Raw genomic sequence first — 23358 nt, 5'->3', positions numbered from 1 at the left:
ATAGGAGGATATAGATAGTCAATGAATTGACTATCTATATCCATTCCATTGAATCATTGAAGAGTGTGAGGACAATTTCATTAAGGAAGTGAGCAGGATGATTCGATTCATGGAAGAAAAAGATATACCTGAGGTTTTAGACATCTATAATGATATTATTTTAACAAGTAAGGCTGTCTACCGATATGATATACAAACTTTAGATGAAAAAATGCGATGGTATAAGGAGCAGCAAGCATTCGGCAATCCACTGCTTGTATTTGTGGAAAATGGGATTGTTGCTGGCTTTGCTACTTATAGTCAATTCCGTCCTTACCCTGGTTATCAATATACAATGGAGCATTCCGTCTACGTGCATAATGAGCATTATCAAAAGGGGATTGCAACGAAGCTCATGCATAAGCTTATAGCGATTGCAGAGGAGCGTGGTGTCAAAACACTCGTTGCTGGCATTGATGGAGAAAACATTGCTAGCATTAAAGCACATGAAAAATTAGGTTTTGAATATGCAGGTACAATTAAAAATGCAGGCTATAAATTTGAACAATGGCTAGACCTTGTGTTCTATCAGTTGCATTTGAATGGACAAACATCATAAAAAGGATATGACAAATGTCATATCCTTTTTATGATGTTTGCGTCTGTTACTGACTTGTACTCTTGTTTTATGATGAGGTCATAAGAAAAAAAGAAACGAGGGAGTAAAGGATGGCAACTATTAAAGAAAAAACAAAAAAGTTACGCCAAGATGTAGCGCCATTTGCTAAATCTAATACGGGTAAAAGTGTTTTTCAAATGATAAATACACTTGTACCGTTAATTGCATTGTGGGTGGCTGGTTACTTATTAGTAGATGTTTCACCTTGGCTAACAGTTGGCTTAAGTGCCATTTCAGCGGGGTTTGTCGTACGAACTTTTATTATTTTTCACGATTGCACACACGGATCATTTTTCAAAAGTAAAAAGGCAAACGACTGGGTTGGATTTTTTACTGGAGTGCTAACATCATTCCCATATGAAAAATGGAAACGTGAACATACAATTCACCATGCAACAAGCTCAAACCTAGACAAGCGTGGTATTGGTGATATTGATATGATGACAGTGGAAGAATATATGCAAGCTTCAAAGGGACAACGATTATGGTATCGCTTTTATCGTAACCCATTCGTTATGTTTGGGTTAGGACCATTATATATGGTGCTTATCTTAAATCGTTTTAATCGTAAGGATGCAAGAAAGAAAGAACGCTTGAACACAATTTTAACGAATATCGTTATGGTCGGAATTTGTGCTGCTTTAATTTTCTTCATGGGCTGGCAAGCATTTTTATTAGTCCAAGGCGTTACCTTATTTATTGCTGGTTCTTTAGGAATTTGGCTGTTTTATATTCAGCACACATATGAAGATTCTTATTTTGAACATGAATCAGAATGGGATTATGTTAAAGCCGCAGTGGAAGGTAGCTCGTATTATAAATTGCCAAAGATTTTACAATGGGTTACAGGGAATATTGGTTTCCACCATGTCCATCACTTAGCTCCTCGAGTACCTAACTATAATCTTGAAAAAGCACATAATGAAACGCCGCCTTTACACATGGCAACAACGATTACGTTACGTACAAGTTTAGAATCATTACGTTACAAGTTATATGATGAAGATCAAGGCAAATTTGTATCGTTTAAAGAAGTAAATGAAATCATCAAACGCAAAGCAAGAGGCAGTATTGCCGCTTAGTTGAAAACAGCCATCTCTGCAAACGAGATGGCTGTTTTATGTAAAAGGATGGGTTTTGTCTAAAGCATGTGCAGGCATAAATTAAATTTTCTTGTTATAATAAGGGAAAAGTAGGAAAGAGCGTGAGATTATGTTGAGGAAATGGCATAGTATTATTCCGAATAGTCCAATGCTCAGTGTATATTTATGGATTATTTTTTGTTTCCTACCGTTTTTCTTCATTTTTAGGAAATCATCTTATATCGAAATCTCGATTGGCATTACGTTTTTAATGCTTTATTTTATTTTCTATCGATTTTCCATGAATTCGAAAAGCGGTTTAGTTTATATGTGGATCAGCTTTGAAATGGCCATCAATATTGTCATGACCATCTTATATGGCTATGTGTATCTATCTATTTTCACAGCATTTTTTATTGGCAACATACGAAGACCTGTCGGCTTTTATATTATGTACGGTCTACATATTGGGTTTACAGTTATATCTACCGGTGTCGGCTTCTTTGTGGAGCTTCACTTATTTTTATCGCAGCTACCTTTTGTTGTGCTAACCATTCTAGCTGTTGTTCTTTTACCATTAACAATTTATTCCAAAAATAAACGTGAAAACTTAGAGGGGCAGTTAGAAACAGCTAATGAACGTATTGCCGAGTTAATTGTTTTTGAGGAACGACAACGAATTGCTCGTGATTTGCATGATACTTTGGGGCAAAAATTGTCCATGATTGGCTTAAAAAGTGATCTAGCTTCTAGGTTGATTGAACGTGATCCACAGCAGGCTTTGATTGAGATTAAGGATATACGCCAGACGGCAAGCATTGCCTTAAAAGAGGTTCGTGAATTGGTGTCAGACATGCGGACGGCAAAATTTGAGGATGAGCTAATGCGTATTTCTCAAATACTAAAGGCAGCAGAAATGGAGTTTGTTTTTGAAGGAGATAAAAATGCATTGCAAGTTCCGCCACTTGTCGAAAATGTTTTATGCATGTGCCTAAAAGAGGCGGTTAATAATGTTGTCAAACATAGTGGAGCAACAAAATGTGAAATTGCTTTCCATCAAAACTTTAAGGAAGTTTACTTAATCGTTCGGGATAACGGACAAGGTATTACGAAAAAACAAGCATGGAAAACGGGGAACGGATTGAAGGGAATGCGGGAACGCTTAGAGTTTATTAATGGGTCCTTTAAGATTGAAAGTGTTGAGGGTACTACATTAACGGTAACTATACCAGTGGCTATTACGCATCAAAATGTCAAAGAAAATCTGAAGAACATATAGAATAGAAAAGAGGCTTGTGACATGATACGAATTGTGATCGCTGAAGATCAGGGGATGCTATTAGGGGCTCTTCGCTCTTTACTTAGTATGGAAGAGGATATGGAGGTCGTCGGCTTAGCAAAAAATGGTGAGGAAGCATTGACGCTGGTGGCAGAGCATCAGCCTGATATTTGTATTATGGATATTGAAATGCCAGTGAAAACGGGACTAGACGCAGCAGAAGAAATGCATAGTATTGGCTCAGATTGTAAGGTCATTATTTTAACTACATTTGCCAGACCAGGTTATTTCGAGCGTGCTAGGAAAGCGGGCGTAAGAGGCTATTTATTAAAGGATAGCCCTATTGAGGAATTAGTAAGTGGGATTCGTACAATAATGGACGGTAAACGTATTTATGCACCAGAGCTTGTTGATTTTGTCTATGAGGATGATAGTGAAAATCCTTTAACAGAGCGTGAAAGCCAGGTGCTGACACTTGTGGCAGAGGGCAAGACGACAAAGGAAATTGCGGCAGAGCTCTTTTTATCTGCTGGAACGGTACGTAATTATATTTCAACCATTTTAGAAAAACTAAATGTTGGTAATCGTATTGAGGCCATTGCACGCTTTAAAGAAAAAGGATGGAACAAATAAAGAGAACCTTATCGCATGAGCGCGATAAGGTTCGTTTTTTTACTTTTTGCGTTTTGTTATACGTCCAAGAACGAATGCACCTGCTGCTACAGCAAGAACAGTATTCGTTTTTTTCGTAAACACTTGTTTTGTTACAAGGTTAAGGTTTTGAGGACGTTCAGCTAAACGGCGCATAAAGTAGCCGTACCAATCTTCACCGAATGGAACGTACACACAGAAGTTATAGCCTTCTTTTGCAAGCTCTTTTTGCATATCAGTGCGGAAACCGTATAGCATTTGGAATTCAAATTTATCAAGTGGAATATTATGATCTGCAACAAAGCGTTTTACGTGTGCGATGATATTATGATCATGTGTTGCAATTGACGTAAATTTGCCGTGTAGCAAGTGATATTCAATCAACTCAATAAAGTTTAAATCAATATCTAATTTATCTTGATAGGCGACTTCTACAGGCTCTTTATAAGCACCTTTTACAATACGTAAACGGTAGTCCTTGAATTTTTCGATATCGTCTTTTGCACGGTAAAAGTAGGATTGAATAACTGTACCAACATTATTAAATGTTTTAGATAACTCTTCTACCATATCAAAGGATGTTTGAAGACGGCCGTAGTCTTCCATATCAAAGTTAACAAATATATCATAAGAAGCGGCTTTTTCTACTATTTCATACAGGTTGTCATAACAAAAATCAACATCAATGTCTAAACCTAATTGAGATGGTTTTAATGAAATATGTGCAGCAACACCGTTCTCATGGATGGCTTCGATTACAGTAAGGATTTTTTCTTTTGCAGCCGTTGCTTCTTCTTTACTTGAAACAAATTCACCTAGGTTGTCTACCGTACAAGAAATATTATGTGCATTTAGTTCTTTGATGCTTGCAATTGTTTCTTCAATATTTGTACCAGCTACTACACTCTGTGCTCCTAATTTTAGGCCATATTTCTTTGCAGCACTATTTAATAGTTGGTTTTCAGATAACTGGATGAAAAAATCGCGTAATAACATGGTCATTCTCCTAACTGCATTTTCTTTTTAGTATAACATAAATGTTTTAAACTATATTCATTTCAGCTTAACAATTATTTCATATCAAGTATTTGCATACGTTCATTAAATAGCACAGGATAACTTAAAAAACCAATCATGATGCTGGATAATGTTGCTGTTGTTAAGAGTGCAAAGATGATTAAAAGTTGAAATTGGACAGCATGGATAGGGTCAGCCCCACCAATAATTTGCCCACTCATCATACCTGGTAGCTGTACTAAACCGATTGTTTTTTGGCTTTCAATCGTAGGAATCATACTAGCTTTTACGGCATTGATCAGTTGGCGATGAACGGCTTGTTTTGGCGTGCCACCTAGCGATAAAATTAATTCCATTTGATCTTTATGGCTACTAATTTCAGCTGTAAAACGATTTAAAAATAAAATGGACAGCACCATCGAATTGCCAATTAACATCCCACTAATCGGAATGATATACTGGGCAGTAGCTGGAACAATATGAAATCCTAGCAAGACACCTTGTGTAACAATTTCTATGACGACAAGTGTCAGTGCTATTTTCCAAGTAATTCCTTTAATACCCACCCCTTTTTTTCGTGCATTTAATGTTGCGACGACAATCATTAGCGCTACCATGAGAAGTATATAACCATAACTATTGGCGTCAAAAACAAATTTTAAAATATAGCCGACAGCAAGCAATTGAACAATGGAACGTAACGTTGCAATGAGCGTATCTTTTTCAAGACCCAACTTTAATGTTTTAGATAATATGAGAGGAATACAGACAAAGATTAGGGTTAAGGATAAGGCTGTAAATGTCATTGATTAACCCCCTGAACAAACGCTGCAACACGTGGATTCGTTGGGGCTTCAAGTAAAGCACTTTTACCAGTTTCAATTAACTCACCATCCATCATAACCCATGTATAGTGACCAATTGTCAATGCTTGTTGCAAATTATGTGTAATCCAAATTATCGTGACATTGTATTTTTTGTTAATAGTAGCAATCAATTTTTCAATTTCTTGTACGGATTGACGATCCAGCGCAGATGTAATTTCATCTAATAATAAAATAGAGGATTGATTGATCAGGGTTCGTGCAATGGATACCTTTTGACGTTGTCCACCAGACAATTCACTTGTTGATTGGTGTAAGAAGCTTTCGTTTAATCCAACATCCTCTAAATATTGGACAGCCTCCTGCTGCGAGAGTTTTTGCCCCTGTAGTGTACGGGGAAGGGCGAGATTATCTAGCACTGTACCTGCTATCATCGGAGCTGCCTGTAAAGCAATACCAACATGTCTCCTTAAAGCGGTGGGCTCATATGTAGAAATAGGCTGATTTTCAACGAGTATATGCCCGTTTGTTGGTGACAGAAGACCATTACATAATTTAAGTAGCGTTGTTTTACCAGCACCAGAAGGACCAACAAGAGTCGTAATTTGCCCTTTTGGAAATGACCCAGTAATTGACTTTAATATTATTTTGTCATTTACTGAAAAATGAACTTGTTGAAAGTGAATGGCAGGCTCATATAACGTATTCATTTATTGAAGCTCCTTTGTTATAGTCGGTAAAATAAATGTAGCATGAAATGACTGGAAGATGCAGTTTAAATAGTAGAAAGTAGGGGATTTGGAAATGCAAATATTGTATGTCGATACATTAACGTATACACAGGGGGATATGTATCTAGTGGCTTCAGATAAAGGTCTTGTCTATATAGGAACACCAAATGCATCATTTGAGGAAGTAGAAGTGTGGGCTAAAAAACCTTTTAAAGGGTATGGCTTTGAAGAAAATCCAGAAAAATTACAGCCATATAAGGCTCAGTTAACTGCTTATTTTAACAAGGAGCTTACTGAGTTTGACCTACCTGTCCATGTAAAGGGAACACCTTTTCAATTAGCCGTTTGGGATGCCCTAAAAGAATTGCCTTATGGTACAACAACATCCTATGGTAATATCGCACAACGCATTGGTAATCCGAAAGCAGTTAGAGCTGTAGGAACTGCAATTGGTGCAAATCCAATACTAGCGATTATTCCATGCCATCGAGTCATTGGCAAAAATGGTCAATTAACAGGCTTCCGAAGTGGCCTCGCTATGAAACAGTTTTTACTTGAGTTAGAGCAAGTTTAAATTAAGTGAAGGTTAATGAAGGGGTTTGAGCAATGGGAAGAGCGTTTCGAGCAAAAGGAAATTAACAATAATCCCCAAACTAAAGGCCACTAAAAAAGAAAAATCTGCCCCCATCATCTAGAGATACAGGAGCAGATTTTTCCACTAGCTATACATGTTGTTCTTCTTGGACATTGCTTTGTGATTTACCGAAATGTGTTAAGCGATGAGCAAAGGTTTCTCCTCTTACAGCAGAGCTTTTGAAAATGTCTTGGAATTCGTAAGCAGGAGCACCATGCTCCATTACATCTAAACCAGCAATCTCTTCTTCAGCTGTTACACGTAATGGGATAAATGCTTTGATAATCAATAAGCCTGCTGACACAGATACGCTAACCCAGGCAACTGTTGCGATGACACCGATTGCTTGAATCCCTAGTAGACCAAAACCACCGCCATACAATAAACCTTGACCACCAATGTCAAATAAACCAACTGCCAATGTTCCCCAAATACCACAAATACCGTGAACCGCAATCGCTCCAACAGGATCATCTACTTTTAGCTTCCATTCAAGGAAACGTACACCTTCTACAAGTAATGGCGCGGCGATTAAGCCGATGATGAGGGAGCCCATGATACTGACATTCGCAGCACCAGCCGTAATCCCTACAAGCCCGGCTAATGCACCGTTTAATGTAAGGGAGCCATCAATATGACCGTAACGGAATTTCGTATAGAAAGCGGTAGCAACTACACCAGCAGCTGCTGCAAAGAATGTATTGGAAATAACACTAGGAACAAGTTCAGGATCGGCAGCTAACGTTGAAGCTCCATTAAAGCCGAACCAACCAAACCAAAGTAAAAATACGCCTAAAGCTCCTAATGGAATACTGTGTCCTGTAATTACATTTACTCGACCATTTTCATATTTACCAAGTCGAGGTCCAACCATAACAGCTGCGACAAATGCTGCGACAGCCCCCGTTAAGTGAACAACTGTAGAGCCGGCAAAATCAACAAAGCCTAGATCTGTTAACCAGCCTTGCCCACTCCAAACCCAGTGACCAACAACAGGATAAACAACTAAAGACATAAGTATAATGACGCCGATATAAGCAAAAATATTAGTACGTTCTGCGACAGCGCCAGACAAAATCGTTGCTCCAGTTGCAGCAAACATTGTTTGGAAGATAAAGAAGGAAAGATCATCTACTCCTTTTAAAGCAAAGCCGCTAGTGCCGAAAATACCACCTACTGTGTCGCCGAACATAATGGCGTAACCACATAAAAAATAGACAATGCCACCAAGGGAAATCGTTAGGAAATTCTTCATGATGATATTGACGGCATTTTTCGAGCGGGTAAATCCAGCCTCGACCATAGCAAAACCAGCGTGCATAAAGAATACTAAAATAGTGCCAAGCATCACCCAAATTAAATTAACCGATAATAATACTGCATCCATCTATATCTTCCCCCTTTACTCTACTGCAATCGATCCGACTTCTTTTGTTCGGATACGAATTGCTTGTTCTACTGGATAAATGAAAATCTTTCCGTCCCCGACCTTGCCAGTTGCTGCTTCACGCAATAAAATCTCTACGATGGCATCGATTTTCCCATCGTCCACAATCATTTCCAATTTCAATTTAGGTAAAAATTCAATTTCATACGTATTGCCGCGAAAGAGTCCTGTTCTACCTAACTGACGACCACAGCCGGCAATTTCAGAGACGCTTAAACCTGCAATTCCTTCCTTTGCAAGTCCGTCCCGAACGGCCCCAAAAACTTCAGGACGAATGATTGCTTCAATTTTTTTCATGTGTACCAGCTCCTTGCGTAAATTTAATTTACATGTTAAAACGGAATAAAAATCAATGCAATTGTTTTTTTAGAATGCATGTTATATTACCTTACATATTATATTTCTATTCTCGAAATAGTTTGCAGAAAATGTTTTTATAAAAGGAATGAAAGCGGTACTAAAAAATGTGTCTAAAATGTGAACAGTTCTAAATTTTCTGACTATTTATGTTAGAAAACCTAACATCAAATAGAAGATATGTAAAACGCAAGAATTTGGGTATATAGTGTATACTAGGACTAATTATCAAAGCGGAAGAAGGGGTTTCTTTTGAGATCAAACTATGCAGATGATAGCTTAGCGCTACACACAGACTTATATCAAATTAATATGGCAGAATCCTACTGGGCGGATGGCATACATAATAAAAAAGCAGTTTTTGAATTATATTTTAGGAAATTACCTTTTGGTAATGGCTATGCCATATTTGCTGGGTTAGAGCGAATGCTTGATTATCTACGTGATTTTCATTTTAGCGAATCCGATATTACCTATTTACGTGAGGAAGTGGGCTACAAGGAGGACTTTATCGAGTACTTGAAAAATATTCGATTCACAGGGGATATGTATTCTATGGTAGAAGGGGAGCTTGTTTTTGCCAATGAACCGATTGTTCGAATTGAAGCTCCATTAGTGGAAGCGCAGCTTATTGAAACGGCATTGCTTAATATTGTTAATTACCAAACATTAATTGCCACAAAGGCAAGCCGTATTAAACAAATTACTAAAAATGAAGTGGCGATGGAATTTGGGACAAGGCGTGCACAGGAAATGGATGCAGCTATTTGGGGAACTCGTGCTGCGTTTATAGGGGGCTTTGCTTCTACTAGTAATGTTCGTGCAGGTAAACTTTTTAATATTCCTGTCTCTGGTACACACGCACATGCGTTAGTACAAGCTTATAAAAATGATTATGATGCATTCCATGCTTATGCTAAACGTCATCGTGATTGTGTTTTTTTAGTAGATACTTACAATACATTGAAATCAGGTGTGCCAACTGCTATTAAAGTAGCTAAAGAGCTAGGAGACAAAATTAACTTTATTGGCATACGTTTAGATAGCGGTGATATCGCGTTTTTATCAAAAGAAGCTCGTCGTATGTTGGATGCTGCAGGCTTCCAGGATGCCAAAATCATTGTCTCGAATGATTTAGATGAATACACAATCTTAAATTTAAAATCTCAAGGTGCAAAAGTAGATGTTTGGGGAATTGGTACAAAGCTTATTACAGCTTACGATCAGCCTGCATTAGGTGCAGTTTATAAAATGGTGGCTATCGAAAATAGCGAAGGGCAACTTGAAGATACAATCAAAATTTCGGCTAATGCGGAAAAGGTATCAACGCCAGGATTAAAAAATGTCTATCGTATTATCGATAAAAAAAATGGGAAGGCAGAGGGCGATTATATTACGATGCAAGAAGAAAACCCTCAAGCTGAGGAACGCATAAAAATGTTCCATCCAATCCATACATTTGTATCAAAGTTTGTCACAAATTTTGAAGCAAAAAATTTACATCAGCATGTCATTAAAAATGGAGTAATCAATTATCAAAATCCTACTTTGGTGGAAATGCGTGATTATGCTGCGGAAAATTTAGAATTGCTGTGGGATGAATATAAGCGTGCGATGAATCCTGAAGAGTATCCAGTCGATCTCAGCCAAAAATGCTGGGATAATAAAATGCGTAATATTGAAGAAGTGCACAATATGGTTAAGCGAATGTAAATAAGAGGAGTGACGGGTACAATGACTTTACAACAACAAATTATTGAAGAATTACGTGTATTGCCTACTATTAATGTACAGGAAGAAATACGTAAATCCATTGATTTTTTAAAGGAATATGCACAACACTATAGCTTTGTAAAAGGATTCGTTCTTGGTATTTCTGGTGGTCAAGATTCGACGTTAACAGGAAAACTAGCACAGTTGGCAATTGATGAACTAAATGCAGAGGCTGGGGAAATGAAGTATTCTTTTTTGGCTGTACGTTTACCATATGGCGTGCAGGCTGATGAACAAGATTGTCAGGATGCCATTGATTATATAAAACCAACGAAAATTTACACTGTGAATATAAAAAATGCTGTAGATGCTAGTGTGTTGGCTTTAGCAAATGCAGGCGTTGAGCTGAATGATTTTGTGAAAGGGAATGAAAAAGCTCGTGAGCGTATGAAGGTGCAATATTCAATTGCCGCGATGAATGGGGCAGTTGTGTTAGGAACGGATCATGCTGCGGAGGCTATTACGGGGTTTTATACAAAATTTGGTGATGGTGGAGCGGACTTAATGCCGATTTTTCGTCTAAATAAACGACAAGGTAAGCAACTGTTAGCAGAACTTAAATGTCCTGAGCATCTTTATAAAAAGGTGCCAACAGCGGATTTAGAGGAGAATCGTCCATCATTGCCAGACGAAGTGGCACTTGGTGTATCATATGATCAAATCGATGATTATTTAGAGGGAAAAGAAATTCCTGAAGAACCACGCCGAATCTTAGAAGGATATTATTTGCGTTCTCAACATAAACGTCATATGCCAATTACAATATTTGATGATTTTTGGAAGTAAGATGAGTGAAAAGAGTTATGAAAAAGTGAACTTCGCTTTTGAAAATAGCTCTTTTCTCTCTTTTTTTATGCCATTTGGTTCTATGTTGTTAATGATCAGCATATAATGTCGATATAATTACCTATAAGGATAATAAAATGTAGGGGAGGGTAACTTTTTATGAGGACTTCTAGAGTGAGTGCAACGACAAGCAGTGTTTTTCGGCAAGAAAATCAGTATTTGCATGCTGGGGATATTAGCCATAACTTTGGGCAAAATCCACAAAAACTATTTAAAAATAGTTTGCAAAAAAATAAAGAGAAGAAGCACAGTTCAATAAATGCACCAAATCAACAGCAGCAACATCAACATACAGCGCCTATTCATATGGATAGTGCTAGTGATTTACAAATTCGTCGGGAATTAAATGAAACTGCGTTAAAGCTAAGCCGTTTAAGCAAACAAAAGAAGCGACTCAATAGTTACCGTTCTTCCATATAAATAACGAGCTCTCCACATGCATAGTGTGGGGAGTTTTTATATAAGAGTGGAAAAAGAATTGCTCTAAATTCAAAATATTTGAAGTGAAGATGTTCATTGAATGTTCAAGATAATTTTTCCAATTCTTCACTCCGATTTTTAACTAATTTCACAACTAATCTGTAATGTAGAGTATAGCAACAGAAAACTAAATTTGGAGGAAATAGTTGTGAAAAAATTATGGTTACCTGCACTAATATTATTATTTGTACTTGCAGCATGTGGCAGTGAAAAAGCCCAAGTGAAAGAGAAGGAAACGGAGCAAGAGGCTACGAAAAATGAAACAGCAACATTGAAAGAAGATTCTGTCCAGGTTGCTTCGCTAGTAGACCCACGGTTACAAGAGCCAAAGGAAGATACAGTTTGTGAAATGTGTAATATGAAGGTTTACATGAAAGATCACGAGATGGGAGTATTTTCAACACAAGCTATAAAAGAAGATGGGTCCATTGCTTTTTATGACGATATTGGCTGTTTGTTGAACGCGGAGGTTGCCAATGAAGAAAAAAATGAAAAATTTGTCCGTGATTTTGTGACAAAGGATTGGGCAAAGGTTGAAGATGTAACTATTGTGAAAACAGAGCTGAAATCTCCAATGAACTGGGGCTATATTTATTTTGTGAACAAGGCTGAAGCAGATAAATATATCCAAGAAAATTCGAAAGCTTACGTTGAAGATCTACAAAAAATTAAAGATGATGCATTGGAGAGACGTAAGAAGAAAATGATGCAAAAAAAGGCTGAGGAAGAAAATGGCGAATCTGGTTCCATGCATTCGAATGAAATGAATCATGAACAAGAGGGACACAGTCATTAAAGCGTTAGACTAGGGGGCATTCCTCTAGTCTTTTCATGCTGAATGGGGAGGTGAAGAGTGATGAAACAAATCAGTTTTTTCTTTTTGTTTTTTCTATTTACAAGTCAAACGGCATATGCGGAATTTGATATTCAATTTGCTATTGATCAAGCGAAAACTGGAGAGATTATTCATATTCCTGCTGGTCGTTACCAAGGGAATTTTACGGTGAAGAAACCAATTATACTACGCGGAGAAGAGGGGGTTGAGTTGTATTCTTTAAATAATAACCCTGCACTAAAAATTGAACATGTAGCTAATGTCTCTGTAGAAAATATAATGATAAGTGCAAAAAACAAAGGCATTGTAGCCAATGAGGCAGAGAATCTAGAGTTGAGAGAGATAGAGGTAAAAGATGTTCAAGTAGGTATCCATATTCAACGTTCAAAGCATGTTCGAATTTTAGAAAATAGGATTATTGGTAATCAGTCACATTATGCTGAAAAAGGCAATGGGATTGCTGTGTTTAAAAGCGAGGACATTGCCATCGAACAAAATACTATTGAACAAGTGCAAGATGGTATATACGTAGAAGAAGTGAAGCAAATCGATGTTCAACGAAACAAGGTGACGAATAGCCGTTACGGAACACACTTTATGTATTCGAGTGGTGTGGAGGTGCTTTTCAATACGTATTCACATAATGTTACAGGTCTAATGGTCATGATGACTACTGACTTAGAAATAGCTAATAATACAGTCAGTAGCCATAACGATTTCAATAGCTATGGTCTTTTAATGTATGACACTCAGCAAGCAATGATAAGAAAAAATAGCTTTCATAATAATCGAGTAGGTGTAGCATTGCAAAAAAGTTCAGACATTCAAATACAAGAAAATTGCTTTCGAATGAATCAGACCGCATTAGAAGGTACAAAGGTAGAGGATGACTCAATCATAAATGATAATCAGTTTACGGGAAATATATTAACGGCAAGATCAGACCACCAAGGTTTGCGTCTCATTGGCAATTTTTATGATGATTATACTGGGATAGATGTTGCGGGCGATGGTTTCGGGGATGTTCCCTACGTAGCTGTATCGAGCTTTGGACAGTGGATGGTGAGACAACCAGTTTATCAATTTTTTGTAGCATCACCAAGCGTCATGATCTTGACGTCACTAGATCAGCAAATTAATAAAACAGAACAAAATCTACTCGTAGATAATGAACCAAAATTACTTAGCGATATGAGAAAGACGGAGTTTTCGATAAATATCATACAATTGTTAATTGGTCTAGTGGTATCTATGTGTGGTTTATGGTTTTGGAAAAGAGGGATGCGAATATGACTAGATGGATAACTATTTTGATTTTATGCAGTGCACTATTGGTAGGATGTAGCGATAAAACATATAAACCACGTGAGATTATCAGTGAAACAGATGTTTGTGAAATTTGTAATATGAGTATTGTTCATAATGAATATGCTGGACAGATTGTTTTGAAAAATGGAGACTATGAGATTTTTGATGATATTGGGTGTCTGATGGAATATCTTGAGCTAAATGGTGAGGATGAAGTTGGCGCAGCCTATATTAAAAATAAGGCAAACAATGAATGGATTGACATTTATAAAGCGACATTTGTGTACAACAAAGAGTATTGGACTCCGATGAACTATGGAGTTCTAGCATTTGCGACAAAAGATGAAGCGCAAAAATGGATGACTAATGAAGGAGATGGTCAACTATTGGCTTATCAGGATTTGCTAACGTTTAATTGGGGGATACATGAGTGATGTTTGTGAAAATAGAGCTGAAGCAAATTTTAAGAAGTCGTTGGATGCAACTAGTAGCCTTTCTTTTTACATTTGTTTTTGTAGCAATTATTGTCATTCAACAAATGGCTTTACCTGATATCGAGGGTTTTACACGTCAAACAGCATCATTTTTAAATGTATTATTGTTTCTATTACCATTATTTATTGTAAGCATTGGAAGTATGAGTATAGCTGGTGATATAGAATCTGGTTGGTATTCGTTACTAAAAACCTATCCGATGAAACGACGACAATATATTATAGGCAAATATGTAGCAACATCACTTGCCTTTTTACTGGTTGTGTTAGTGGCATTTGGTGTTGTCTTAGCATTAGGTGGTTTTTTAGGCGGCGTACGATTACCGTTTGTTTTAGTTACCCTCACGCTATTAAGTATCTTTATTTTTGTATCAATAGGTATTGCACTGGGGGCATTTGCCCAAACAAGGTTATTTGCACTAGCATTATCACTTGTTGTATGGTCCTTTTTTTTATTGCTTATATCTTATGCTTTAATGGCTCTAGGTGCAGTTGTAGCTGGTCATGTTTTACAAAAGCTTACCATCATAACGATACATATAAATCCTGTGGAATGGCTGCGCTTTGGTTATTTTATATTCAGCAATCAAGCTAGTGTGCTTGGTCCAGCGTTTTATGGAGTAACGAAGTTTTATTTGTCGCCATTGGGTCACGTGGTATATGGGATTGTGACGACTTGTTGGATTGTTTTGCCGCTTATGCTTGCTACGAAGTTATTAAAGGGGGACCAGCAACGATGATTCTTTTAGAAGCGAAAAATGTAGCTAATGTCTATGATAATGATAGAGGTTTAAAAGAAGCAACCTTTACATTGCATTCAGGTCGAATTTTAGCGCTGGTTGGAGGCAATGGAGCAGGAAAGAGTACGTTGATTCGACTATTAACGGGTCAAGAAAAGCAAAAATCTGGGGAAATGATATGGCATAAACCACAGGCAATTCGTTATATGCCTGACGATGTAGATTTCCCTACTATGCTAACTGCCGCTGAAATTTTAGAGTTGTTGGCATCTTTAAAACAAGTAGATAAATATGAACAAGAGCACGTTTTGAAGCGCGTTTCCTTGTGGGACGTTCGCAGGCAACAGGCTAAACAGTTTTCTAAGGGAATGCTACAACGATTAAATCTTGCGCAAAGCTTACTTGGCAGCGGTTCTTTGTTGATCTTAGATGAACCGACTAATGGCCTTGATCCGTTTTGGATAGCGCAGCTGAAAAATATGATGTTGGAGGAAAAGGAGAAAGGGAATACGGTCATATTTTCTACACACTTGCTGTCTTTTGCTGAAGAAATAGCAGATGATATATTAGTTTTACATGAAGGGAAAATTATTGTTTCTGGGACGATAACTAATATTTTTTTACAAGAAGATGCTACATCGTTGGAAGAAATATGGTTAAAAAGAATAAATTTGTAACATTCTATTACGGAATGACGTTATATAATAAGGACTAGGCTTGTTTGATAACATTCAAACAAGCCTTCTTTATGAGGATCAATAGTATGTAGCGGTTTCAGATAATTGTTTTAGAAGACAGATTTCGCTATGCTTAGGATAAGTTATCGTGCAATTCACACAATTGCCTGATGGAATGGGAGGCTTTTTTGATTTATGAATTCTCAAATACAGGATGTTTTAGAAAATATAGAAAAAGTAATGATTGGTAAAAGAGAGGTTGCTGAGCTTAGTCTTGTCGCATTATTAGCGAGAGGGCATGTCTTGTTAGAGGATGTACCTGGAGTAGGAAAGACGATGATGGTACGAGCGCTTGCGAAATCCTTTGACGCTCAGTTTAAACGCATTCAATTTACGCCAGATTTATTGCCTTCAGATGTAGTTGGTATATCTATTTATAATCCAAAAACAATGGAGTTTGAATTTCGCCCAGGACCAATTATGGGGGATGTTGTATTAGCAGACGAAATAAACCGTACGTCGCCAAAAACACAATCTGCCTTATTAGAGGGCATGGAGGAGGCATCTGTCACAATTGACGGAAAAACACTGCTAATTAACCAGCCATTTTTTGTTATGGCCACACAAAATCCGATTGAACATGAGGGTACCTATCCTTTACCAGAGGCACAACTGGATCGCTTTTTATTGAAGATAAAAATGGGTTACCCATCTAGAGGGCAGGAAGTAGAAATTTTGCGAAGAGCTGAAAATGGTAAACCAATTGAAAAAATCGAATCAGTGTTATCTGTAACGCAATTAATTGAATTGCAGGAGCTTGTTCAGGGCGTGTATGTGGAAGATTCAGTTAAAAATTATATGGTGGAGCTTGCTGCCCAAACAAGGGAAAATAGCTATGTTTATTTAGGGGTGAGTCCGCGGGCAACATTAGCGCTAATGAAAGCTTCTCAAGCTTATGCATTTATGAAAGGGCGCAGCTATGTGACACCCGATGATGTTCAATATCTTGTGCCATTTGTCTTTAACCATCGTTTAGTTTTAAAACCAGATGCACGCTACGATAACGTAGCCGCAGACGAAATAATCAAGCGCATTATTGCGAGTATACCTGTTCCGACTAAAAGGTTTGCAGAACAATGAAGAAATGGAAAGGCTTTTTAGAAAAAAGCAAACATTTTTTATTGATTACCTTTTTGATGGTCGTAACATTTAGTTACGCTATGTTCCAAGGAGGATTCGTCAGCTGGTTTGTATTTTTTACGGTTAGTCCATTTTTAGTGTACGCACTCTTGTTCCTTGTAGTGAGAGAAGATATTTTACTTGTAGAGCGTAAAATTGAACCAAATCATATAGAACGAGGGCAATCGGCAAAGGTGTTTATTACGATAGAAAGAAGAACACGTTTCCCATTTGCCTATATCATGATGGAGGAACTTGTAGATAGTGAAGGGTTAGTACAGGCTAAAATAGAAAATTCAAATGCCATTAAGTTTGTTGGCTTTAGGAAAAAATTTAGCTGGCATTATGACTTGGAAAAGATGCCTCGTGGAGAGCATCGCTACTTAGGGGTTACAATGGTTTTCTATGATTTCTTTGGCTGGGCAAAAAAGCCTGTCATAGCAGAAAAGGAACAAACTATTTTAATTTATCCGAGAATCAGGGAGATGAAATACGCTACCCTTCAAACGAAATATGATGTTGGCTCTATGATGTCACCCTATTCCATTGTAAAGGACACATCTATGGCTGTTGGGTTAAGAGAGTATGTTCCAGGAGATCGCTTTTCATGGATTCATTGGAAATCATTTGCGAGAACGCAAACCTTACAATCGAAGGAGTTTGAGGATCGACAATCTTCAGAGTTATTGCTCGTATTAGACGCTAAAAAATCTCCAATGTTTGAAGAAAAAGTGGAGTTAGTAGCATCCATGCTACAGATGATTGTTCAAGAACGAGGAGATTTATCTTTTATTTCTGCTGGAGAAATGACGAAAGTATTCCCGGTTATACAAGGTGAAAAGCAATTAGATCAGATTATGTATCATTTAGCTGCTATAAAGCCTACAGAGAATGTCAAATTCAGATTTTATGATCAGCAATCTTTTAAGCAAGTTGCAACATTGCTTTATGTGACAAGTGATGTATCAGAAGAATTACTACATACTCTTGCGAATTTAGTGAAAAGCTGTATTTGTTTTGTAGTGGCAAAACAGCCACCTGTGCAATCTGAGCTTATGATGCGCTATAAACATATACAAATCGTTTATGTAGACCCAACAGATTTTTATCATTTATTCACGGAGGTGATGAAACCGTGAAACGACCATTAGGGGAATTTATAGAATTAACCATTGCGTATATTATTATATTCTTCATTTTGCGTGAATGGCTTATTCCTATTATGCAATTAACGAATACTGGCGGGATGCAACTCTTCCTTGTGTTTATTGGTTTATCCCTAGCGTTAAGTTTATGCCGAGTACACCCAATATTATCTGGATTAGTGAAGTTAGGCTATATTACTTGGCTTATTGTCTTCACTTATAGTACAAGCCCCGTTTTTTCAGGAGAAACTTTACCGTTTTTATTGTCTGAATGGACAGGGAATATGGCCTCTATACTATCGGGGGATTTTGGACAAGTATCAAATGCCTTTAGGACAGTGCTATTTCTTGTATTAATTTGGATGCTTGTTTATTTAATTCACCATTGGGTTTCAGTGCGGAAAAATATATTTTACTTTTTTGCTATGACTGTCTTCTTTATTGCCACATTAGATACGTTTAGTGATTATGATGGTAAAGCGGCTATTGTAAAAGTTATTGTACTTGGATTAATTATGACAGGAGTACTCTTTGTTAAACGTCTATGGCTTCAAGTTGAGACAACAAGTACTATACTGGAGAAATGGAAAATTGTTATTCCGATGCTTGTCTCAGTATTGCTTGTTAGCTCTGTCGCATTCTTTTTACCAAAGACAGGACCAACATGGGCAGATCCTGTGCCATTCATCCAAGAAATTACTGGCCAAGCTGGAAGCGGAACTGGGGAAAAATCAGTTGGCTATGGCCAAGATGATAGTCAGCTCGGAGGCCCATTCCAAGGGGATAATACATTAATTTTCACGGCTTCTTCTCGTGATCGGCATTATTGGCGTATTGAAACAAAAGATACGTATACATCAAAAGGCTGGATTATTTCGGATGGAAACTTTGGCAAAAATGTCTATGAAACAAATACACCCATTCATACTTCTTTACAAGTAGGATTACCAGAAAATGAGCGACAAATTCAATTAGATATTGCTGTTCCAATGCCATTTTTGATTCAAACTTATGGTTTATTATCTGTTTCAGCTCAAGACGCCACTTTATTTATTCAGGATGAGCAGACTGAAAAAATGACGATAGAGCAGCAGGCGGGTGAATCAAAATCGTTATCAAACTACTCATTGTCTTATAGTGAACCAGTTTATAGTATGGAGCAGCTTCAATTGTCATATCCTACTACACTTGAAACATTAGATCCTTCATATAATCGTTTTCTACAATTACCAAACCAGCTGCCGCAGCGTGTAAGAGATTTAGCTTCTGATATAACACAAGGTAAAGCTACGATATACGATCAAATTAAAGCTGTGGAAAGTTACTTTAGAACCAATGGCTTTAGATACGATAAAAATGAAGCGGCAATTCCTGCTGAAAATCAAGATTATGTCGATCAATTTTTATTCGATACTAAAGTAGGCTATTGTGATAATTTCTCCACTTCGATGGTTGTGCTTTTACGTTCACTAGGCATACCAGCAAGATGGGTTAAAGGCTTTGCACCTGGCACAACAGGACCGATAACAGACGGACTACGCGAATATCGAATCACGAATGACAATGCGCACTCTTGGGTGGAAGCATATATACCTGGCACGGGTTGGATGGAGTTTGAACCTACCATCGGCTTTACAGGTAATGTGAATATTGATTATGATATACCACTAGATACAGCTGATCAGGAAGAAGTATTACAGCCGGAAAAAAAACCAGAGCAGCCCCAACCACAAGAAAAGGTATCTGAAAAGGAACAGTCTTCATCAACATTTAAATTAGATGCGGTGTGGACATGGTTGAAAAAATTCACTTATGTGTGGATTGCCATCGTGGTTTTACTGATCATTACTAGTATTACGTTATACTTACAACGTAAAACATGGATTCCGAAGATGCATGTGCGTGTATATCGCAAAAAGGTAGCGGATTGGTCAAACTTCGATTCTTCTTACCATGTATTGCTGAAGCAATTATCCCGTATTGGATTGCGTAGAAGAGATGGGGAAACATTGCGTGCGTTTGCTGAGCGAGTAGATGCTGCGCTAGAGACAGATGAAATGCAAAAGCTGACAGAAGTATATGAACAACATGTTTATGGAAAAGATAAGGAAGAAGTCGATTTTAGAGAGCTGAAAGAAAGTTGGGAATATTTAATCAATCGCACTATCAGTTGATTTTAATGTGTACAAAGAGTAAAATGAAAAAAATTAAATGCAAGGATTGCTTTCATATAAGTTCGATAATAGGGTTCGGATGTTTCTACGAAATCACCTTAAATGATTTCTCTATGAAGGCGGATGTTTTCGTTAGGTGAAAAGTATAGTAAATCACTTTACTTTGCTACGCATTCGCCTTTATCACTATTCTAGAGCTTATGAACGCGTAGAAAGTTTTTTTACTTTCTTCGCGTTTTTCTTTGAACAAATGAAAATATCCTTTAAAAATAGTAGAAGAGGTGGAAATTTTGACAGCTAGCCCTTTATTAAAAGAGCAAGAAAAAATCGTTGTACTGGACTTCGGTAGCCAATTTAACCAGTTAATTACGCGTCGTATCCGTGAATTTGGTGTTTTCAGTGAATTGCACCCACATACGGTAACTGCGGAAGAAATTAAAGATATGAACGCAACGGGTATTATTTTTTCAGGTGGCCCAAACTCTGTTTATGATGAAAATGCCTTCCATGTGGATCCAGCTATTTTTGAATTAGGTTTACCAATATTAGGTATTTGCTATGGGATGCAATTAATGGCACATACAAATGGCGGTAAAGTTGAAGGTGCTGAAACGCGTGAATATGGTAAAGCGGAAATCAAAGTCACTACTTCAAATAAGTTATTTGGAGACTTACCAACTGAGCAAATCGTGTGGATGAGCCATGGTGACCATGTAACAGAAGTTCCAGCTGGATTTGAAGTAATTGCTACAAGTGCATCTTGTCCGATTGCTGCAATGGCAGATGTAGAACGCAAATTATATGCTGTACAATTCCATCCAGAAGTACGTCACTCTGTTTATGGTAATGACTTACTACGTCAATTCGTATTCGATATTTGTGAGGCAAAAGGCGACTGGTCAATGGCTAACTTCATTGAGCTTGAAATCGCAAAAATTCGTGAAATAGTTGGCGATAAAAAAGTATTATGTGCTCTTTCTGGCGGTGTAGATTCATCAGTTGTAGCAGTTTTAATTCATAAAGCAATCGGCGATCAATTGACTTGTATGTTCGTAGACCACAACTTAAACCGTAAAGGTGAAGTTGAACAAGTAATGAAAACATTCACAGAAGACTTTGATATGAATCTTATTAAAATTGATGCTCGCAAACGTTTCATGGACAAACTTGCAGGTGTATCAGATCCGGAGAAAAAACGTAAAATTATCGGTAATGAATTTATTTACGTATTTGATGAAGAGGCATCGAAGCTTGAAGGTATGGATTTCTTAGCACAAGGTACTCTATACACAGATATCATTGAATCTGGTACTTCAACGGCGCAAACAATCAAATCACACCATAATGTTGGTGGTCTTCCAGAAGATATGCAATTCCAATTAATCGAGCCACTGAAAACGTTATTTAAAGATGAAGTTCGTGCGCTAGGTTTAGAACTTGGTCTTGATGAAAAAATCGTTTGGCGTCAACCATTCCCAGGTCCTGGATTAGGTATTCGTGTACTTGGTGAAGTTACAGAAGAAAAATTAGAAATCGTCCGCGAAGCAGATTTCATTTTACGTGAAGAAATCGCAAATGCTGGTCTTGACCGTGACATCTGGCAATACTTCACGGTATTACCTGATATCCGTTCAGTTGGTGTAATGGGCGATGCACGTACGTATGATTACGCAATCGGTATCCGTGCTGTAACATCTATCGACGGCATGACTTCTGACTGGGCACGTATCCCTTGGGACGTACTAGAGAAAATCTCTGTCCGCATGGTAAACGAAGTAAAACACGTGAACCGCGTGCTGTATGATATTACATCTAAGCCACCAGCAACGATTGAGTGGGAATAACAGCAACTGCCCTAAAAGCCTTGAGAGGTTTTTAGGGTTTTTTGATTTGATCATTTTTAGTCTATTCATAGATTGTATGATTCGAATTATATCAAGGTTAAAGCAGCAATTGCTGGTAAAGTGCTGTATGTAGTAAACTAAATGAATGCAAAAGAATTGTACTATTCAGATTAGGGGGGGATTTAAATGGAGAAAAATAGGCCAATAATTCACACACTTGCTGTTGGAATGCCGAAAGAATTGCTTGATAGTAAAGGACGTTCGATGATTACAGGAATTGAAAAGCAACAAATGCAAGAGGTTTATTTGTCATCACGTGGCTTCGAAGGGGATGATGTGGCAGATAAAAAACATCATGGTGGCCCAGACCGTGCAGTTTGTTTATACCCTGCAGAGCATTACATACAATGGGAACATGAACTTGGAAAACCGTTGCCTACTGCTGCATTTGGTGAAAATATAACAGTAACGAATATGTTAGAAGCGGATGTTTGTATTGGGGATATTTATAAAATAGGTAATGCCGTCATACAAATCACACAAGGACGTATTCCATGTAGTACGATTGATAGATATACTGAGGCAACCACATTACTTAAACGTTTAATTGAAACAGGTTATACAGGTTATCTTGCACGCGTACTGGAGGAAGGGTCAATTTGTGCAGATTCAACAATAGAAGTTGTGGAAAAGCATCCTGCGCGTATCTCAGTTTTGTACGGCAATGAAGTGTACTTTAAAAATAAAGATGCGATAGCTATGAAACAAATACAAGCAGTGGATGCATTAGCGGATGATTGGAAAGAAAAACTAGAAAAAAGGATTCAAATCTTACAAAGTAAAGTGATGAATTAAGTCATAACGTTCAAGGGACGATCCTCTAGAATTCGAAAGAGTTCCAGGGGGTTTTTGCTTTTTATTGATTACAGAAATGTTCAGTACTACGTTTATTTAGCGGTGAATTAGTTGAATATGAACATTAAATAAGAATTTTACACGAACTTTCGTATTTATTTTTGTAAAAATGTTCGGAAATGGGGTTGAAATCTAAAAAGTGAAATGATATATTACGAATGTAAATTAAATACGTCGTCGTATAATGTCGGGAATAAGGCCCGTGAGTTTCTACCAAGTTACCGTAAATAACTTGACTACGATTTGGGTTTATCTATGTATAAACACT

At 37.4% G+C, this 23358-nt stretch carries 23 protein-coding genes and 2 riboswitches; of the genes, 18 read left to right on the top strand and 5 right to left on the bottom strand.

Going from position 1 to position 23358, the window contains the following annotated elements; all coding sequences use genetic code 11:
• Nucleotides 1-97 precede the first annotated feature (97 nt).
• The 4 genes from MHI04_RS19665 (at nucleotide 98) to MHI04_RS19650 (ending at nucleotide 3652) form a co-directional block, all read left to right on the top strand.
• The gene (locus MHI04_RS19665; RefSeq protein WP_271911054.1) at nucleotides 98-598 is read left to right on the top strand and encodes a GNAT family N-acetyltransferase; all 501 of its coding nucleotides are present in this window, start codon (nucleotides 98-100) and stop codon (nucleotides 596-598) included.
• A gap of 110 nt (nucleotides 599-708) precedes the next feature.
• Nucleotides 709-1740: a fatty acid desaturase gene (locus tag MHI04_RS19660; RefSeq protein WP_036124589.1), complete on the top strand. Its 1032-nt coding sequence runs from the start codon at nucleotides 709-711 to the stop codon at nucleotides 1738-1740.
• Between the two features lie 271 nt (nucleotides 1741-2011).
• Nucleotides 2012-3019 (top strand): sensor histidine kinase, encoded by a 1008-nt coding sequence (locus MHI04_RS19655; protein ID WP_170829892.1) that lies wholly within the window; start codon nucleotides 2012-2014, stop codon nucleotides 3017-3019.
• A gap of 21 nt (nucleotides 3020-3040) precedes the next feature.
• Nucleotides 3041-3652, top strand: a complete 612-nt coding sequence (locus MHI04_RS19650; RefSeq protein ID WP_342535113.1) for a response regulator transcription factor — start codon at nucleotides 3041-3043, stop codon at nucleotides 3650-3652.
• A 39-nt stretch (nucleotides 3653-3691) separates the two neighbouring features.
• Here MHI04_RS19650 and MHI04_RS19645 read toward each other — a convergent pair whose 3' ends face one another.
• From MHI04_RS19645 to MHI04_RS19635, 3 genes are all read right to left on the bottom strand, one after another.
• The gene (locus MHI04_RS19645; protein WP_036124585.1) at nucleotides 3692-4666 is read right to left on the bottom strand and encodes a proline dehydrogenase family protein; all 975 of its coding nucleotides are present in this window, start codon (nucleotides 4664-4666) and stop codon (nucleotides 3692-3694) included.
• Nucleotides 4667-4740: 74 nt separating this feature from the next.
• Nucleotides 4741-5493: an iron export ABC transporter permease subunit FetB gene (gene fetB / locus MHI04_RS19640; protein ID WP_089934273.1), complete on the bottom strand. Its 753-nt coding sequence runs from the start codon at nucleotides 5491-5493 to the stop codon at nucleotides 4741-4743.
• Nucleotides 5490-6221 (bottom strand): phosphate ABC transporter ATP-binding protein, encoded by a 732-nt coding sequence (locus tag MHI04_RS19635; RefSeq protein ID WP_340835279.1) that lies wholly within the window; start codon nucleotides 6219-6221, stop codon nucleotides 5490-5492. Before MHI04_RS19635 ends, fetB begins: the two co-directional genes overlap by 4 nt.
• A 94-nt stretch (nucleotides 6222-6315) precedes the next feature.
• On the opposite strand from MHI04_RS19635, the gene MHI04_RS19630 reads away from it, so the two are divergent.
• On the top strand, nucleotides 6316-6816 hold the full coding sequence (locus tag MHI04_RS19630; RefSeq protein ID WP_342535112.1) for a methylated-DNA--[protein]-cysteine S-methyltransferase: 501 nt from the start codon (nucleotides 6316-6318) through the stop codon (nucleotides 6814-6816).
• A 148-nt stretch (nucleotides 6817-6964) separates the two neighbouring features.
• Here MHI04_RS19630 and MHI04_RS19625 read toward each other — a convergent pair whose 3' ends face one another.
• Both MHI04_RS19625 and MHI04_RS19620 read right to left on the bottom strand, forming a co-directional pair.
• A complete protein-coding gene (locus MHI04_RS19625) occupies nucleotides 6965-8263 on the bottom strand; it encodes an ammonium transporter (protein ID WP_058845197.1) in 1299 nt (432 codons plus the stop codon).
• Nucleotides 8264-8278: 15 nt separating this feature from the next.
• Nucleotides 8279-8620: a P-II family nitrogen regulator gene (locus tag MHI04_RS19620; protein ID WP_036124574.1), complete on the bottom strand. Its 342-nt coding sequence runs from the start codon at nucleotides 8618-8620 to the stop codon at nucleotides 8279-8281.
• A 312-nt stretch (nucleotides 8621-8932) separates the two neighbouring features.
• Between MHI04_RS19620 and MHI04_RS19615 the strand changes: the two genes are divergently transcribed.
• From MHI04_RS19615 to MHI04_RS19555, 13 genes are all read left to right on the top strand, one after another.
• On the top strand, nucleotides 8933-10393 hold the full coding sequence (locus MHI04_RS19615) for a nicotinate phosphoribosyltransferase (protein ID WP_082673778.1): 1461 nt from the start codon (nucleotides 8933-8935) through the stop codon (nucleotides 10391-10393).
• A gap of 21 nt (nucleotides 10394-10414) precedes the next feature.
• Nucleotides 10415-11239, top strand: coding sequence for an ammonia-dependent NAD(+) synthetase (gene nadE / locus MHI04_RS19610; RefSeq protein ID WP_271911045.1), 825 nt, complete (start codon nucleotides 10415-10417; stop codon nucleotides 11237-11239).
• Nucleotides 11240-11398: 159 nt separating this feature from the next.
• Nucleotides 11399-11719: a hypothetical protein gene (locus MHI04_RS19605; RefSeq protein WP_058845195.1), complete on the top strand. Its 321-nt coding sequence runs from the start codon at nucleotides 11399-11401 to the stop codon at nucleotides 11717-11719.
• Between the two features lie 208 nt (nucleotides 11720-11927).
• Nucleotides 11928-12575 (top strand): hypothetical protein, encoded by a 648-nt coding sequence (locus MHI04_RS19600; protein ID WP_058845194.1) that lies wholly within the window; start codon nucleotides 11928-11930, stop codon nucleotides 12573-12575.
• A gap of 60 nt (nucleotides 12576-12635) precedes the next feature.
• Nucleotides 12636-13907 (top strand): right-handed parallel beta-helix repeat-containing protein, encoded by a 1272-nt coding sequence (locus MHI04_RS19595; RefSeq protein ID WP_058845193.1) that lies wholly within the window; start codon nucleotides 12636-12638, stop codon nucleotides 13905-13907.
• A complete protein-coding gene (locus MHI04_RS19590) occupies nucleotides 13904-14356 on the top strand; it encodes a nitrous oxide reductase accessory protein NosL (RefSeq protein WP_058845192.1) in 453 nt (150 codons plus the stop codon). Before MHI04_RS19595 ends, MHI04_RS19590 begins: the two co-directional genes overlap by 4 nt.
• Entirely contained in the window at nucleotides 14356-15156 is an 801-nt protein-coding gene (locus MHI04_RS19585; protein WP_058845191.1) for an ABC transporter permease subunit, read from the top strand. Before MHI04_RS19590 ends, MHI04_RS19585 begins: the two co-directional genes overlap by 1 nt.
• On the top strand, nucleotides 15153-15833 hold the full coding sequence (locus MHI04_RS19580; protein ID WP_058845190.1) for an ABC transporter ATP-binding protein: 681 nt from the start codon (nucleotides 15153-15155) through the stop codon (nucleotides 15831-15833). Before MHI04_RS19585 ends, MHI04_RS19580 begins: the two co-directional genes overlap by 4 nt.
• A 195-nt stretch (nucleotides 15834-16028) precedes the next feature.
• The gene (locus MHI04_RS19575) at nucleotides 16029-16973 is read left to right on the top strand and encodes a MoxR family ATPase (RefSeq protein WP_249646066.1); all 945 of its coding nucleotides are present in this window, start codon (nucleotides 16029-16031) and stop codon (nucleotides 16971-16973) included.
• A complete protein-coding gene (locus tag MHI04_RS19570) occupies nucleotides 16970-18151 on the top strand; it encodes a DUF58 domain-containing protein (protein ID WP_340812183.1) in 1182 nt (393 codons plus the stop codon). The genes MHI04_RS19575 and MHI04_RS19570 overlap by 4 nt, the downstream gene beginning before the upstream one ends.
• Nucleotides 18148-20331: a transglutaminase domain-containing protein gene (locus MHI04_RS19565; protein WP_342535111.1), complete on the top strand. Its 2184-nt coding sequence runs from the start codon at nucleotides 18148-18150 to the stop codon at nucleotides 20329-20331. Before MHI04_RS19570 ends, MHI04_RS19565 begins: the two co-directional genes overlap by 4 nt.
• A 32-nt stretch (nucleotides 20332-20363) precedes the next feature.
• Nucleotides 20364-20465, top strand: a riboswitch (purine riboswitch).
• A 156-nt stretch (nucleotides 20466-20621) separates the two neighbouring features.
• Entirely contained in the window at nucleotides 20622-22175 is a 1554-nt protein-coding gene (gene guaA, locus MHI04_RS19560; protein WP_036124553.1) for a glutamine-hydrolyzing GMP synthase, read from the top strand.
• A gap of 186 nt (nucleotides 22176-22361) precedes the next feature.
• On the top strand, nucleotides 22362-23030 hold the full coding sequence (locus MHI04_RS19555; protein ID WP_342535110.1) for an MOSC domain-containing protein: 669 nt from the start codon (nucleotides 22362-22364) through the stop codon (nucleotides 23028-23030).
• A gap of 217 nt (nucleotides 23031-23247) precedes the next feature.
• Nucleotides 23248-23349: riboswitch (purine riboswitch) on the top strand.
• Nucleotides 23350-23358 lie beyond the last annotated feature (9 nt).

The organism is Lysinibacillus sp. FSL K6-1151 (assembly GCF_038630755.1).
Lineage (GTDB): Bacteria > Bacillota > Bacilli > Bacillales_A > Planococcaceae > Lysinibacillus > Lysinibacillus fusiformis_D.
This window is presented reverse-complemented; position numbering and strand designations above follow the sequence as displayed.